Source organism: Vibrio sp. Isolate25 (assembly GCF_022398025.1).
GTDB classification, from domain to species: domain Bacteria; phylum Pseudomonadota; class Gammaproteobacteria; order Enterobacterales; family Vibrionaceae; genus Vibrio; species Vibrio coralliilyticus_A.
The window spans coordinates 784406-798686 of the sequence record NZ_JAKEUT010000001.1; the positions used below are offsets into that span (position 1 = coordinate 784406).

General features: G+C 43.6%; 16 protein-coding genes and 1 tRNA gene. 8 read left to right on the top strand and 9 right to left on the bottom strand.

Annotation, left to right across the window (positions count from 1 at the left end; genetic code table 11):
• The first annotated feature begins 193 nt into the window (after positions 1–193).
• Both L1D15_RS03395 and L1D15_RS03400 read left to right on the top strand, forming a co-directional pair.
• Entirely contained in the window at positions 194–820 is a 627-nt protein-coding gene (locus tag L1D15_RS03395) for a bifunctional 4-hydroxy-2-oxoglutarate aldolase/2-dehydro-3-deoxy-phosphogluconate aldolase (protein ID WP_239864116.1), read from the top strand.
• Positions 821–1077: 257 nt separating this feature from the next.
• Positions 1078–1272 (top strand): hypothetical protein, encoded by a 195-nt coding sequence (locus tag L1D15_RS03400; RefSeq protein ID WP_239874673.1) that lies wholly within the window; start codon positions 1078–1080, stop codon positions 1270–1272.
• A gap of 25 nt (positions 1273–1297) precedes the next feature.
• On the opposite strand, the gene L1D15_RS03405 is transcribed toward L1D15_RS03400, so the two are convergent.
• The 4 genes from L1D15_RS03405 to L1D15_RS03420 form a co-directional block, all read right to left on the bottom strand.
• Positions 1298–1371, bottom strand: a tRNA-Cys gene (locus L1D15_RS03405).
• Positions 1372–1523: 152 nt separating this feature from the next.
• Complete coding sequence (locus L1D15_RS03410) at positions 1524–1880, bottom strand: MmcQ/YjbR family DNA-binding protein (RefSeq protein WP_239838929.1); 357 nt, start codon at positions 1878–1880, stop codon at positions 1524–1526.
• A 44-nt stretch (positions 1881–1924) separates the two neighbouring features.
• Positions 1925–2269, bottom strand: coding sequence for a HopJ type III effector protein (locus L1D15_RS03415; RefSeq protein ID WP_239838928.1), 345 nt, complete (start codon positions 2267–2269; stop codon positions 1925–1927).
• Positions 2270–2479: 210 nt separating this feature from the next.
• Positions 2480–3253 (bottom strand): ABC transporter substrate-binding protein, encoded by a 774-nt coding sequence (locus tag L1D15_RS03420; protein WP_239864122.1) that lies wholly within the window; start codon positions 3251–3253, stop codon positions 2480–2482.
• 334 nt (positions 3254–3587) lie between these two features.
• Here L1D15_RS03420 and msrB point away from each other — a divergent pair, with 334 nt between their 5' ends.
• Positions 3588–4724: a peptide-methionine (R)-S-oxide reductase MsrB gene (msrB, locus tag L1D15_RS03425; protein ID WP_239874674.1), complete on the top strand. Its 1137-nt coding sequence runs from the start codon at positions 3588–3590 to the stop codon at positions 4722–4724.
• A gap of 51 nt (positions 4725–4775) precedes the next feature.
• Here the strand turns inward: msrB and dbpA are convergent, their stop codons facing one another.
• Together dbpA and folE are read right to left on the bottom strand one after the other, a co-directional pair.
• Positions 4776–6152: an ATP-dependent RNA helicase DbpA gene (dbpA, locus tag L1D15_RS03430; RefSeq protein ID WP_239874675.1), complete on the bottom strand. Its 1377-nt coding sequence runs from the start codon at positions 6150–6152 to the stop codon at positions 4776–4778.
• 110 nt (positions 6153–6262) lie between these two features.
• Positions 6263–6916 carry a GTP cyclohydrolase I FolE gene (folE, locus tag L1D15_RS03435; RefSeq protein WP_239874676.1) on the bottom strand — a complete coding sequence of 218 codons (654 nt, stop codon included), beginning with the start codon at positions 6914–6916 and terminating at the stop codon, positions 6263–6265.
• Positions 6917–7178: 262 nt separating this feature from the next.
• Here folE and moeA point away from each other — a divergent pair, with 262 nt between their 5' ends.
• From moeA to L1D15_RS03450, 3 genes are read left to right on the top strand one after another with little or no spacing between them, the layout of a single operon-like run.
• A complete protein-coding gene (gene moeA, locus L1D15_RS03440) occupies positions 7179–8414 on the top strand; it encodes a molybdopterin molybdotransferase MoeA (protein WP_239874677.1) in 1236 nt (411 codons plus the stop codon).
• An 11-nt stretch (positions 8415–8425) separates the two neighbouring features.
• Positions 8426–9175 carry a molybdopterin-synthase adenylyltransferase MoeB gene (moeB, locus tag L1D15_RS03445; protein ID WP_239874678.1) on the top strand — a complete coding sequence of 250 codons (750 nt, stop codon included), beginning with the start codon at positions 8426–8428 and terminating at the stop codon, positions 9173–9175.
• Positions 9176–9229: 54 nt separating this feature from the next.
• Positions 9230–10057 carry a sulfurtransferase gene (locus L1D15_RS03450; protein ID WP_239874679.1) on the top strand — a complete coding sequence of 276 codons (828 nt, stop codon included), beginning with the start codon at positions 9230–9232 and terminating at the stop codon, positions 10055–10057.
• Between the two features lie 47 nt (positions 10058–10104).
• Here L1D15_RS03450 and L1D15_RS03455 read toward each other — a convergent pair whose 3' ends face one another.
• Complete coding sequence (locus tag L1D15_RS03455) at positions 10105–10518, bottom strand: RidA family protein (RefSeq protein WP_345779246.1); 414 nt, start codon at positions 10516–10518, stop codon at positions 10105–10107.
• A 5-nt stretch (positions 10519–10523) separates the two neighbouring features.
• The gene (locus tag L1D15_RS03460; RefSeq protein WP_239874681.1) at positions 10524–10814 is read right to left on the bottom strand and encodes an antibiotic biosynthesis monooxygenase; all 291 of its coding nucleotides are present in this window, start codon (positions 10812–10814) and stop codon (positions 10524–10526) included.
• A 114-nt stretch (positions 10815–10928) separates the two neighbouring features.
• On the opposite strand from L1D15_RS03460, the gene L1D15_RS03465 reads away from it, so the two are divergent.
• The gene (locus tag L1D15_RS03465; protein ID WP_239874682.1) at positions 10929–11828 is read left to right on the top strand and encodes a LysR family transcriptional regulator; all 900 of its coding nucleotides are present in this window, start codon (positions 10929–10931) and stop codon (positions 11826–11828) included.
• Between the two features lie 47 nt (positions 11829–11875).
• Here L1D15_RS03465 and L1D15_RS03470 read toward each other — a convergent pair whose 3' ends face one another.
• Positions 11876–12856 carry a sugar-binding transcriptional regulator gene (locus L1D15_RS03470; protein ID WP_239874683.1) on the bottom strand — a complete coding sequence of 327 codons (981 nt, stop codon included), beginning with the start codon at positions 12854–12856 and terminating at the stop codon, positions 11876–11878.
• 453 nt (positions 12857–13309) lie between these two features.
• Here L1D15_RS03470 and tal point away from each other — a divergent pair, with 453 nt between their 5' ends.
• Complete coding sequence (gene tal, locus L1D15_RS03475) at positions 13310–14260, top strand: transaldolase (RefSeq protein WP_239874684.1); 951 nt, start codon at positions 13310–13312, stop codon at positions 14258–14260.
• Positions 14261–14281: the final 21 nt, after the last annotated feature.

The following is a 14281-nucleotide window of genomic DNA, read 5'->3' on the forward strand; positions in this document are numbered from 1 at the left end:
ATTGACATTAAATCTAACCAGTTCCAAGTCGATATGATTTATATCAGTGGAGTAGTCTTGCGATATTATCTGACGAAGATAGAGCCAACTTACTGACTCTGCTAAAATCCCTGCGAAGCAATTTTCGTCCTGCTTTATGGTCACAAGACGATAATCACTCAATACAAGCTGCGTATGAAGATAAGGTAAATCGATGTCACTTATTAACGAACAACTACAAAAACTAAAAGTCATCCCTGTTATTGCGATTGACGATGCAAAGGACATTGTCCCTCTTGGTAAAGTTCTCGTAGAAAACGGATTACCGGCGGCCGAAATTACGTTCCGATCTGAAGCTGCCGTGGAAGCCATTCGCCTACTAAGAGAATCCCAGCCAGATATGTTAATCGGTGCTGGCACAGTCTTGAATAAAGAACAAGCAATAGCAGCCAAAGAAGCTGGCGCGACGTTCATCGTTTCACCAGGGTTTAATCCAAACACAGTTAAAGCTTGTCAGGAAATTGGTATTGACATTATCCCCGGAGTTAATAATCCAAGCACGATTGAAGCCGCTTTAGAACTTGGCTTAACCACTCTTAAATTTTTCCCAGCAGAAGCGTCTGGTGGTGTGCAAATGGTCAAATCACTCTTAGCACCTTACTCAGATGTTCACCTTATGCCAACGGGTGGAATTAACCCTAAAAACATTAAAGACTATCTTTCTATTCCTCGAGTTTTGGCGTGTGGCGGAACATGGATGGTTGAGAAACGCCTTGTTGAAGAACAGAATTGGCCAGAACTGGCAAAACTCACTCGTGAAGCGGTCAAGTTAGTAAGCTAAACTGAAAAGCTCCTCATATACATAGAGCAGCGTTTCACTTATAGCTTTTCTTCTAGATCTGTTTGTTTATAAAACAAGCCATAAATTTATGAATTCACTCTCATAGTTAACGAAAACCATCCCAAAAAAGCATATTTGAAAGAGTATTCAACTAGAATGTCATCGTATACAGATATTCTAGCTATTTTCATTATTAAACAATAATAAAAAACCTTAGCTATAGAACATACCTAGTTACTTTTGCTGCTGGAGCTTTCATGGAATCAAATCAAGACGACAAAGTATTGTGTTGCCTGCTGTGCGGCAGTGAAGAGTATTTGCTATCAGAAGCAGATAGTATGTTGTGCGCTCAATGCGGGGCTTTTTTTGAGGATATTAAACAAGTGGTTGTGACACAACCAATCGTACCGTCGAAGCTAGACAGCTACGCCATTACAAAGTTAGTTATATAAGAGTTTTCTAGTAGAAGAGGTCGAATGGAGGCGCGTCCCGGAGTCGAACCGAGGTCCACGGATTTGCAATCCGCTGCATAGCCACTCTGCCAACGCGCCTTTATTCTCGCGCTTTAGCTACCCACCGCCACGCTCAACGCACACTTTACGGATTGCAGAGAGAGAGTCAAATCAAAATATCCATTTTCTATTTGACTGCTGGCATTTGCACCAAGTGGTTGCTTATTTGATCGATTAACTAGTCTTAAGATTCAATCGTAACCTAGTTGGACTCTTTGCCCTTTAGGCAATTTACTCACGACCAATTCATAGGAGCGCTCACAGAGATCCTGAATCAAGCCATCTTCAACGTCGCCAGGATAGTAAACCGTTACCCAGTGCTTTTTATTGGTATAGTAACCAGGTGTAATATCATTAAATTGACCAGTCAGAACCTCACCATCTTCCGGTTTTACCTTGACAGTGACATATTCACGCCCTTCTCTCTCGGATAAGATTGCAAACATTTTTCCTTTCACTTTATACACTAGAGCTTCAGGGCCAAACGGATGGCCCGATTCAACACTCATGAAAGTATCAAGATATTCAATAAGCTGTTTGTTGTTCATAGTTCTTTACCCATGAAAAAAGGAGCAATGCTGCTCCTCATTAATCATCGACGAATAAGCGCTTCTGACTCAAATTTGATGCCTTGCCAGCCCGAATTCATGAAGTTGCGAATGTTAGCATGATCATGACCATCAGGGTTTTGCAGCACATCTTCCCTATAAAAACGGCCAAAGCAGGCTAAGGTGGCTTGTTCTGACAACTGGTTAAGTTTCGCGAAAGCAAATATCTTGCATGAGCCGTTATTCTGATTAGCTTCATTCTCACTCTCACCATTTGTAAAAGCCGTTGGCGTAAAAACATAATGTGCGTCTATAACTGCCATCGTGTGCTCAAATTCAATCGACTCAGGGGCACGGCTTAATTGTTCAATGAATGTATTCAGATCCATTTGCTTAGTCTCAACAGTAAATATAGAGGTAGTCTATGGTATTGATTAATAATTACAATGATCTTTGCTCTGTTTGCAAAGTTCGCAAAGCAATCCATCAGTTAATTGCAACTGGTCTTTCAACACTTGATCGGAAGGAATATCAAAAGGAAAATTTAAAAGTTTTAAAATAACAGGCCGACCCTTTGCGAGTCGACCCATGTTTGGATGTCATTTGATAAAGTCATTCACTATTTGATCGACTTCACCACTCTCTTTCATTTCAGACAAAATCTTATGATATTGTGCTTTAAAATCCTCTTTATAGGGGAACTTGGCACCATCAGTCACGAAGCCTAAGAACCCTTGCTCCGAGCTGATAGTCGCGCCTTCAACAATACTTTGACCATCATACTTGCCTTCATTCTGCAGTTTTTTGAGTTCCCACTGGATTGAAAGAGCATCATTCATATAGCAATCGACACGGCCAGCAATAAGCTTAAGAAGGTTTTTAGGCGTGCCTTTGGTTTCGTTGAGTTTGATCTTGCCTGCTTTTACCGCTGCTCTAAATTCATCGCCACCCGCGGAAAACCCAGCGTTATTACCTATCGTAAGGCCCATATAGTCACCCGGCCAATTTGGTCTAGGGTTACTCAATACAGACTTCTGACACACAACGACAAGCTTTTCATCAAGTATTGGCATATCGTATTCCATGTATGGCCGCTGCTCCGGACGTTTGTACGGAGGATAAAGAGCGAAGATTTTTCCACCTTCAGCTTCAGATAACCCACGCTTCCAAGGCACACCTTTTATAGTCACGTTATAGTCCGGCATCTTAGAAAAAATTCGTTCAAGAATAACTGTATAAATACCTGTAACCCTGCCACTTTCGACATAAGAATAAGGAGGGTATGAATCGTCACCATAAACAGTGACATCGTTTTTTGCAAAGACCGAGGCAGAAGCCATAACCGCACAGAGCAAAGTTAAGGTTTTTTTCATAATGATAACTCCAAACACTGTTCCATCAGTATTAAGTTGCTGTTATCGGTAAGTAATAGTGCAAGACACTATTAAGTCAAGCTACTGCTATGAGTGTTCGATTCCTTTATCTTGAACAAATTAAACTTAACTTATTAAAATTAAAGTAATTTTCAAACCAGTAATCAAACATATAAAAAGGAATCCTATGATGGGAAAAGGCGATATAGGCACTCGCTTAGTGTGGAAATATCCCTGTCATCGAAGAAAGTTTTCAAAAAATCAGATCTCATGCAATTTTTTCCTCAACTGGCCTTTCTTATTAATCAAAGACAAAACAATCGAAGAGGTTGATATGAAAATGAAGTCGAAGATAATTTTTTCAGCCATCATTCTGGCTGCTGCATTAGCGTCATTTTTTGGTACAGCAGGCAGCGACATGACGAAAAGCTCGACTCATGGAGAGTATCAGGTAGCAACGCTGGCAGGTGGTTGTTTCTGGTGTACTGAATCTGATCTAGAGAAACTGCCTGGCGTCCTTGATGTTGTGTCGGGTTATTCTGGCGGTAAATTAGAGAATCCCACCTACAAGCAGGTTGCATCAGGTAAAACGGGCCACATTGAAGCCATCGAAGTGAAGTTTGATCCACAGGCCGTTAGCTACGAGCAGGTTCTTGATCAATTCTTCCGTCATATTGATCCTACTGATAACAAAGGATCATTTGTGGACCGTGGTCCGCAATACCGCCCTGCCATTTTCTATCATAACGATGAGCAAAAGCGCATCGCAGAAAGCTTTATGACTGAAATCGAAGAATTAGGGATCTTTAAAAAGCCGCTCAAGACCGAACTCATTAAGTTCACTAAATTCTGGCCAGCAGAGAACTATCATCAGGACTACTACAAGAGGAATAAAATCCGTTATAACTACTATCGCTACGCATCTGGCCGTGATCAATATTTGGATGACATCTTCGGTAATGATAGAGAAGAAAACCCGAAGACACTGCGTCAATTGATTGATGCACATAAGGCAGTAGCCAACGTAAAGCCATATAAGAAACCTTCTGAGCAAGAAATCAAAGCAAAACTAACAGACCTACAGTATTACGTCACGCAAGAAGAAGGGACAGAACGCGCGTTTAACAACGAGTACTGGGATAACAAGCAGCGTGGTATCTATGTGGATGTAGTATCAGGTGAGCCTTTATTCTCTTCTACTGATAAATACAAATCAGGCACAGGCTGGCCAAGCTTCACCAAACCCATTAATGAAGCCTACATTATCACGAAAACCGACTATCACTTGGTGTACCCAAGAACCGAGGTCAGAAGTCGATTTGCGGATTCTCACTTAGGTCATGTTTTCAAAGATGGACCGGCACCAACAGGTCTACGCTACTGCATGAATTCAGCCGCGATGAAGTTCATTCCCATCGATGAGCTTGAAGAAAAAGGCTATGGAGAATATCTGTATTTATTCGACAGTTAATCCATCCAACATGTCGAGATAAAGCCAGCCAAGTCAATGGCTGGCTTTTCTTTATTTCATAACTCGAGCTTTAAAGTTTCGTCCTTTCATTTTACCCGTTTGAAGCTGCTTTAAAGCGGGCTTGACAATGTCATGTTCCACCGCGACGTAAGAAACCATTGGCAGAATATTTATCTTACCAATCTTGTTTCCGTCCAGACCCGCCTGTTTAGTGAGAGCACCCAAGATATCACCTGCGCGTACTTTCTGCTTCTTACCACCAAGGATCTGAATAGTTTGCATTTTAGGATAGAAAGGTTTCTCGATTGGCTTTTCAGGCAGCATCGCAGGAGAGATGGCAATGTCCATGTACTCATCAATTCGTGCGACGCGGTATTCCTCTTTCTCACTATAGAAACTGTATGCCACCCCTTTCGACCCGGCACGGCCAGTACGACCAATACGATGAACATGAACTTCTGGGTCACGAGATAACTCAAAGTTAAACACAGCATCAAGGTTATCAACATCAAGGCCACGCGCCGCTACATCGGTGGCCACTAAAATCGACACACTTTTGTTAGCAAACATAGTCAATGCCTGCTCACGTTCACGTTGCTCCATATCACCATGAAGTTCAACAACGCTAAACCCACGGTGGCTTAGCTCATCGGTCACCTTCTGGACTTCTTTCTTCGTGTTACAGAACACAACTGACGACTCAGGTTTGTGTGTCAGCAGTAAAGCTTCCAGAGCATCATCACGCTCTTCTGTTGTGTTTAACTTGTAGAATCGCTGCTCGATGGTCGTTGTCTGATGCGTTGATTCCACTTTGATCATTTGAGGATCACGCATCACTTTAGATGCTAATGACTCAATGTTTTTCGGGAACGTTGCACTAAACAACAAGGTTTGTCTGTCTTGAGGTGCTTCGTCAATGATGGCGTCAATAGCCTCTTCAAAGCCCATTTCAAGCATTCGATCAGCTTCATCCAGAACCAAAGTGTTCATCTCAGCTAGATTGATACGACCTTTAGAAAGGTGATCTAGAATACGCCCAGGCGTACCCACCAAGATATGCGCGCCATGCTCTAGTGAGCCAATTTGAGGCCCCATCGGCATGCCACCACACAGCGTGAGAACTTTGATGTTGTGAATACCACGTGCCAGTGTACGAACCTCTTTCGCTACCTGATCGGCGAGCTCGCGAGTTGGACACAGTACCAAGGTCTGAACACGGAAGCGTTTAACGTTCAGATTGCTTAGTAACCCAAGTGTAAACGCCGCTGTTTTACCCGATCCTGTCTTGCCCTGCCCAATCACGTCTTTACCTTCAAGAACGATCGGCAACGCCTGTTGTTGTATAGGCGTCATTTCCGTGTAGTTAAGGCTGTTCAGCGTCTCTATCAATTCGCTTCTAAGATTCAGACTCTTAAATGAGGTTGTCACAAGTGTATCCTTCAAGGATGGCTAACGACCAAGGACCGTCAGCAGTTAAAAAAGTAAAAACCGCTTCAACAAGGAAGCGGTTTTGAATAATTCGTAAATCGACTGACTGTCTAGCGAATTCCGTGAAGGAACTCGTGGCGCGTAGCCGAGTTGCTCTTAAAAATACCACCTAACGCAGTGGTGGTGGTTTCGCTTGTTGCATCCATCACTCCACGAGATTTCACGCAATAGTGCGTGGCATCAATAGTCACAGCAACATCATCAGACTCTAAGAGAGTTTGTAGTGCGACTAGAATTTGTTGAGTCATGCGCTCTTGCACCTGAGGGCGCTGCGCAAAGAAACGGACGATGCGGTTAATCTTAGACAAGCCAATGATTTTTCCGCGAGGAATATACGCTACAGTCGCACGGCCATCAATCGTTACTAGGTGATGCTCACAAGTGCTTGTGAGTGTGATGTCTTTAACACGCACCATTTCACTCACATTCATCTTGTTCTCAATCACTGTAATTTTAGGGAAGTTCGCGTAATCAAGCCCCGAGAAGATTTCGTCAACGTACATCTTAGCAATGCGATGCGGTGTTTCTTCGAGACTGTCATCAGTAAGGTCAAGCTCGAGTAGAGAAAGAATTTCACGCATATGGTGCTGAATCTTTTCCTTTTTCTCTTCGCGACTGATTTGGTTCGGTGACATCGGCGTCTCCAAACCACGGCTTTCTAGCGCATCTTTTACCAACTTCGCGGATTCGCTAAGACCTGACATTCCACTTCCTCTTACATCAACTTGCCGTACATACTTCAATCGATTGAATTTGACTGAAGCCTCGACAAACTCTGGCTCAGTACTGAACAACTCAAAACACCCAGAAATCGAGGGATTTACCTCTTTCGGATGGCTGACAAGGATACTCGGATTTTTGAATAATTACACCCATATTTTATCCGTGGTCATTATTGCGACTATGATTTCTGTGATAAAGTGATGTTCATTAAACGCTAATATAATAATGATTTAGGACTGTATTATGGGTTGCTGTGACGCTCCTGGCCTGATGCCAATCGAAGATGCGATGGAACAAATGCTGTCGCCAATTAAACCAATCCAAACCACCTTACAACTGCCTCTTGCCGAAGCCATTGGCTATGTTCTTGCTGAAGATATACTTTCCCCTATTTTCGTTCCGCCTTTTGATAACTCAGCCATGGACGGATACGCAATTCGTATTGCCGACTTAAACAACAATAATGTTCTGCCTTTAGCGGGTAAATCTTTTGCAGGCCAACCTTTTGAGGGTGAATGGCCAAAAGGCACATGCGTTCGCATTATGACTGGCGCTCAAATTCCTGAAGGCTGCGATGCCGTCATCATGCAGGAAAACACTGAGCAGACAGAACAAGGCGTGCAGTTCAATCAGACCGATGTGAAGCCGCAGAACAACATTCGCCCTACAGGTGATGACATTCGCAAAGATGACGTCGTACTACCAAAAGGGGCACGCCTTACCGCTCGAGATATCCCGATGATTGCCACTTTGGGTATCAGCCATGTCACTGTCGTTCGTAAGCCTCGCGTTGCCTTCTTCTCAACAGGTGATGAGCTAAAGCCTCTTGGAGAACCACTCAAAGCTGGCCAAATATACGACAGCAATCGTTATGGCATAAAACCACTGATCGAGAACTTTGGTTGTGAACCTATTGATCTTGGCATTATCCCTGACTGTCCTGAAGAGTTAAAAGCCACCTTTGAAAAGGCGCAAACTTTAGCTGACGTCGTCGTTACTTCGGGCGGTGTGAGTGTCGGGGAAGCTGATTATACGAAAGATATTCTTGAAGAACTGGGCCAAATTGGGTTTTGGAAGCTTGCTATTAAGCCGGGCAAACCATTTGCCTTTGGCAAATTATCGACCGCGTGGTTCTGCGGCCTTCCGGGTAACCCCGTTTCAGCGGTATTAACCATGTACGTTCTGGTTCAACCTATGCTAGCCAAGCTTGCCGGACATACTGAATGGACAGCGCCTGAGTCTATACCGGCAACAACCCGCACTGCGTTTAAGAAATCACCGGGGCGTACAGATTACCAGCGTGGTGTTTACACCATCGAAGATGGCAAGTTTGTAGTAGAAACGACAGGCAACCAGAGTTCTGGCGCGTTTCGCTCGATGAGTTTAGCCAATTGTTTTGTTGTTTTGGAGCGTGAGCGAGGCCGTGTTGAAGTCGGTGAAACCGTGAATATCCAGTTGTTCAATTCAACCCTTTACTAGGAGTGAACACATTGGAGATCCTTTCCGATCAAGAAATGCTGCGCTATAACCGTCAGATTATACTCAAGCAATTTGATTTTGACGGTCAAGAAGCATTGAAACGAAGCTCCGTGCTGATTCTCGGGGCTGGTGGCCTTGGTTGTGCATCAAGTCAATACTTAGCGACCGCTGGGGTTGGCTCGCTGACCTTAATTGATGATGACGTTGTCGAACTGTCTAACCTACAACGCCAAGTACTTCATCATGATGTCGACGTTGGCAAAAAGAAAGTCCTGTCAGCTGCTGAATCTCTTCAGCAGCTGAACCCTCACCTGCAAGTGCGTACCATAGATCAACGCTTGAGTGATGAGGATTTAAAAAAGGAAATTGAGCAGCATACGCTAGTGCTCGATGCATCGGATAATGTAGAGACTCGCAATCAACTTAATCGCCTCTGCTATGCGTTAAAAATACCGCTGGTTTCCGGTGCAGCAATACGAATGGAAGGACAAGTCAGTGTCTTCACTTATCAGGATAAAGCACAACCTTGCTACCAATGCTTAAGTGCCCTTTTCGGCTCTGCAGCATTAAGTTGTGTGGAGGCTGGAGTCATGGCGCCAGTTGTTGGCATCATCGGTGCGGTACAAGCAATGGAAGCGATTAAAGTTATCGCCAATTACGGACAGGCAAAAGAAGGTAAGATTCTTATTCTTGATGCGATGACCATGTCATGGCGAGAAATGAATCTCATGAAAATGCCTGATTGCGCCGTGTGTAGTTAGAGGCAAACTGAGCCGATTAAATCTATAAATCACATAGACTTATAAGGAAATATCATGTCACCGCTTATCTCTCCAGCAGAACTTATTGAACTGGAAAAATCCGGCAAGTTGGTAGTTTTAGACACCAGTATTGAATTTCAGATCCCATCCGAAACAGAAAAAGATCAGCATAACTTGATCCCCAATACCATCCGCTTCGATTATGACAAGTTTTTTTGTGACCCAGACACTTCACTGCCACATATGATGCCTTCACAAGACCGCTTCAATCAGTTAGCAAGAAGCATAGGTCTTAATCAAGACTCTATTATCGTGGTTTACGATAACAGCGGTACCTTTGCCTCTCCGAGAGCGTGGTGGATGTTAAAAGCGATGGGTCATAAAGAGGTGTACATTCTAAATGGTGGCCTCACTGAGTGGAAACACGCTGGCTTCAAAACAGTAACATCTTACAAAGAGTCGATATCTGAAGGCAATTTCGACGGTCAGCTCAACCCATCTTACTTTGTTGATTCTCAATATGTTCTAGAACAAATAGACAATCTCTCTAACCAGACGGTTGATGCTCGCTCTCATGCTCGATTTAATGCGCAAGTGCCTGAGCCAAGACCGGGCATACGTGCTGGACATATCCCCAGCTCTGTTTGCCAACCATTTACAGAGCTAATGGAGGGTCACAAACTCAAGTCAACCGACGAGTTAACATCTATCTTATCAAGATCATTAAGCCGCGATAAATCTCAATACATATTTAGTTGCGGCTCAGGGGTTACTGCAGCGATTGTACTGTTAGCCGCGCAGCTTACAGGATACAAAAACCTCTCTATCTATGATGGTTCATGGACAGAATGGGGGGCGAGTGACCATTTGCCCATTAGCTAAATCGCAAACAAGGCAGCGATAAACAGCTGCCTTTGTTGACTTTGTTTTCAGAAATTTCCAAGTACTTCACTTATCTGAAAACGTTTTGCAGCCTCTGCTTCAATTTCTACTTTCCAGTTTTCATCAAATAATCCATTTACAAACAGTAAAGTAGTCGGCAATCCACCTACTTCAAAAGGAATACGCGTTTTAGCTCGTTGATATTCCGATAAATCTTGTCGATTTACCATGTAAATTCGAACGCTAATCAGGTCTTGTATATCCATTCGATTCGCCTGTAGAACTCCTCGCAGATTCTGCCATGCCAAAACCATTTGTTCTTCTGTACTAGTCGGCACTTTACCATGCTCATCGATGCCAAGCTGCCCTGCTATATGTAACCGAGTCGAGCCAGGAGGTATCATTGCACATTGATGGTAATTAGCAGCTGGTGGTGGAACCGTCGCTGGACTCCAAATAATATTCGTTACACTTCCTTGGAAAGCATGCTAATAGTTGGTGTATCCGTAAGCATAGTGCCAAGCTGGTCAAAGTCACCGATCTCTTTACGCCACGAAATGTACTTATCAAAATGTTGAGGCGTCTGCCATTCTTCAAGTAACACCAATTCATGCTGCCCCTGAACCTTTTCATACAAGTGTGCCGACAAATTCCCTGCAAATGTTCTCGTATCGGGCAAGATTGCTGTAAAGAAGTCTTTGATAGACTGGGTGTTTTTCAACGAATGGTTAAGTTTAAATTGAACTAGAATGCTCATCATTCTCTCCTTTTATTCCTTTTTTAAATTCATAGGAGAGTTTAATTATTTAGATTTAATGATAAATTAAGTAAAACCCAACAAATAATCTCATTAAATAGAACAATAACGCTTATGAAATCTGACCTTCACCGTATGCAGGTTTTTGCTCAAATCGTCGAATCAGGATCCATTACCAAAGCAGCAGATGAGCTCGATGTTTCTAAGTCTGTACTAAGTCACCATTTGCAGAGCTTAGAAAAACATTTAGGTGTAAAGCTACTGACTCGAACGACACGCCGACAATCTCTCACCGAAGCAGGACAACGTTATTACCAACGATGCTTGGAGATGAAAAAACTGATGTCTCTGGCAGAAGAAGAGGTGCGCGAATCGAATACCGACCTCGCAGGTACTGTGACGGTTACCTCTCCTCATACACTGATGACACACCTTATCGGCCCATCTATGTGCCGGTTTGTGAAGAATCATCCTCGTATAGAGCCTAGACTCCTTGCCAATGACATGCGCCTCAACTTGATCGATAAATACATCGATCTTTCCATAACAGTGGGGGAGCTGCCAGACTCCAGCTCCCGAGCGACCAAAATTGGCGAATTGGAACAAGTGTTGTGCTGTTCACCGGAATACATGAAAAGTCGCGACATTACACTGCCTGTTACCTCAACCGAGCTACTCGAATATGACTATATTGCGAATCAATGGGAGGGCATAAATGTTGAGCGAAAGTTCTCGGTGGGAAAACAAAGTATCAGTTATCGATTCCATTCCACTCGCATGGGAGACAGTATTCCGACCATTCGCCTGATGACCTTGTCAGGACTGGGGCTTGCTTGTTTGCCTATCCTGGCTATTAAAGAAGAGCTTGAGCGAGGTGATTTAGTGAGATTAACGGCTGACGAAATGGCATTGAAAGCGCCTGTATGGGCAGTGCATAACTATGGCTTACAGATGCCAGCCAGAATACGCGCCTTTATTGATTTCATAAAAGAGAACGCTGAAAACACTCTTTAAGAGCAAGCACGAGCAATCTCTCGTGCCTGCAGATGACCATTTTTTCGTTATTTCATTTGTTCATCCAAGTTTAAAACGGTTAGCGCATTGCTCACACTAGTTGCAATAACATCAATGACGCCTGTTCTTAATGCACCAAGCATGGCTAATGGTTTGCTATTTTCTGCGGCAATCGCAATTACCTCCGAAATAGGGCGAAACTCTTCAATACTGAGACCAATAACACGATCACTCATGACCGTCTTAGCCGATTTTCCCTGAATATCAAAGAAGTCATAACCTGCAAAGTCCCCGACTACACCTTGATTCATACGAGATTGCACCACTTCATCCGCAGTAAACCAGCCTAAGTCAACCATATAGCTGTTTTCACTCATGTCTCCGATACCGACGAGCGCCACATCAGCTTTACGGGCAAGATCCAACGTTTGCTTCACGGTTGCATTCTGCATAAATGCATGTTTTTGTTCAGGATTTTCTGCATAGGCTGGTGCATAAAGAGTTTCAGAGGTACCACCATAGCTTTTCGCAAACTGGCGACATATATGATCGGCATTAAACATCCCCCCTCTCGGGTGGATACCACCGATACCACAGACGAATTTGACATCACGCTGAGGTATCACTCCTACGTGATGAGCTACAGCAGATACGTTACGCCCCTGACCAACCGTCACAACCGAGCCATTTTGAATAGAGCTAGCCATGTATTTAGAAACCAAACCCGCCACTTGCAGGCGCTGTTGCTCTTCATTCGGTTGATCAAGTGCGACCAAGGCTCTCTTGACCCCAAATCGCTCTATTAACCTTTGCTCGATCTTCGCACTAAATACAGGGTGATATTTAACGGTGATCTCGACAATGCCTTCATCACGTGCCTGCTTAAGCATTCGGCCTACTTTCGCACGGGAAACAGAAAACTTCTTCGAGATTTCTTCTTGAGTTGCCCCTTCCTGATAATACGCAACGGAAATTTCAGTAAGGAGATCAGCGCTGTCATCAGACATATCTTGTTGCGATTTGTTCATTTTGCTACAGCTCCTGTATAGGAATATACATATAACATCTGCTCAATGCCGTAGCATATGTTATCACTATAGATAAATGCAACATTTGCTCACTACCGGGACAAATTCTCAGGCTATTTCTTGACCCTATTAGAGTATTACAAACCCTTCTCATTACTGGGCAAACGTTTAATTCGAATAACCCATCAAGGCAACTGGAGAAATACTTGATGAACATCACTATAACCTTAAATTAGCAATTGACATTCTGTGTAGATGAGATAAATATGGACCCATCATTTACTCATCGTAAGAGCAAATGTTCACAACAAATGCTCTCACGCTGAAAATAATTCCGGTTAGTTGATTTGATGGACTCGGAAAGGGTTGAAAGACAATTAGCTAACTCGATTGCAATTGCACCACTCACATTAACTGTTTTGATGTGAAGGCCCATTAAATAGGATGATCGAAATGAGCAACAAATTAGAGCAACTTCGTAAACTAACGACCGTCGTAGCAGACACTGGTGAAATCGATGCGATTAAAAAGTACCAACCAGAAGACGCAACGACTAACCCTTCTCTGATTCTTAAAGCCGCTCAAATCGAAGAGTATGCACCTCTAATCGATGCCTCTATTGAATACGCTAAAGCGCAAAGCTCTGATAAAGCACAGCAAGTTCAAGATACTTGTGACATGCTTGCAGTCAACATCGGTAAAGAAATTCTAAAAACCATCCCGGGACGTATCTCTACTGAAGTTGACGCACGTCTTTCTTACGACATGGAAGGCAGCGTAGCTAAAGCGCGTCAGCTAGTGAAAATGTACAACGATGCCGGCATCACAAATGATCGCATCCTAATCAAACTGGCTTCAACTTGGGAAGGCATCCGCGCAGCAGAAATCCTAGAGAAAGAAGGCATCAACTGTAACCTGACTCTACTATTCTCTTTTGCCCAAGCTCGTGCTTGTGCTGAAGCCGGCGTATTCCTAATCTCTCCATTCGTTGGTCGTATCATGGACTGGTACAAGGCAAAAGAAGGTCGTGACTTCGAAGCTCAGGAAGATCCAGGTGTGCTATCTGTAACTAAGATCTACAACTACTACAAAGAGTACGGCTACAACACAGTTGTAATGGGCGCAAGCTTCCGTAACATTGGTGAAATCCTTGAGCTAGCTGGCTGTGACCGCTTAACGATCGCTCCTGCTCTTCTTGCTGAGCTCGAAGCAGCGGAAGGTGAAGTGGTAGAAAAGCTAGTTGACTCTAAAGGCGCAGCAGAGCGTCCAGCACCAATGACTCATGCTGAGTTCCTGTGGGATCATAACCAAGATCCAATGGCAGTTGAGAAACTTGCTGAAGGTATCCGCAACTTCGCAGTAGACCAAAGCAAACTTGAAGCAATGATTGAAGCTAAGCTTTAATCCATCGAATTTCTAGAGGGG

Coding starts and splice junctions, on each gene's coding strand:
- L1D15_RS03395 (WP_239864116.1), top strand. CDS start 194: ATGTCACTTATTAACGAACAACTACAAAAACTAAAAGTCATCCCTGTT.
- L1D15_RS03400 (WP_239874673.1), top strand. CDS start 1,078: ATGGAATCAAATCAAGACGACAAAGTATTGTGTTGCCTGCTGTGCGGC.
- L1D15_RS03410 (WP_239838929.1), bottom strand. CDS start 1,880: ATGAACAACAAACAGCTTATTGAATATCTTGATACTTTCATGAGTGTT.
- L1D15_RS03415 (WP_239838928.1), bottom strand. CDS start 2,269: ATGGATCTGAATACATTCATTGAACAATTAAGCCGTGCCCCTGAGTCG.
- L1D15_RS03420 (WP_239864122.1), bottom strand. CDS start 3,253: ATGAAAAAAACCTTAACTTTGCTCTGTGCGGTTATGGCTTCTGCCTCG.
- msrB (WP_239874674.1), top strand. CDS start 3,588: ATGAAAATGAAGTCGAAGATAATTTTTTCAGCCATCATTCTGGCTGCT.
- folE (WP_239874676.1), bottom strand. CDS start 6,916: ATGTCAGGTCTTAGCGAATCCGCGAAGTTGGTAAAAGATGCGCTAGAA.
- moeA (WP_239874677.1), top strand. CDS start 7,179: ATGGGTTGCTGTGACGCTCCTGGCCTGATGCCAATCGAAGATGCGATG.
- L1D15_RS03450 (WP_239874679.1), top strand. CDS start 9,230: ATGTCACCGCTTATCTCTCCAGCAGAACTTATTGAACTGGAAAAATCC.
- L1D15_RS03460 (WP_239874681.1), bottom strand. CDS start 10,814: ATGAGCATTCTAGTTCAATTTAAACTTAACCATTCGTTGAAAAACACC.
- L1D15_RS03465 (WP_239874682.1), top strand. CDS start 10,929: ATGAAATCTGACCTTCACCGTATGCAGGTTTTTGCTCAAATCGTCGAA.
- L1D15_RS03470 (WP_239874683.1), bottom strand. CDS start 12,856: ATGAACAAATCGCAACAAGATATGTCTGATGACAGCGCTGATCTCCTT.
- tal (WP_239874684.1), top strand. CDS start 13,310: ATGAGCAACAAATTAGAGCAACTTCGTAAACTAACGACCGTCGTAGCA.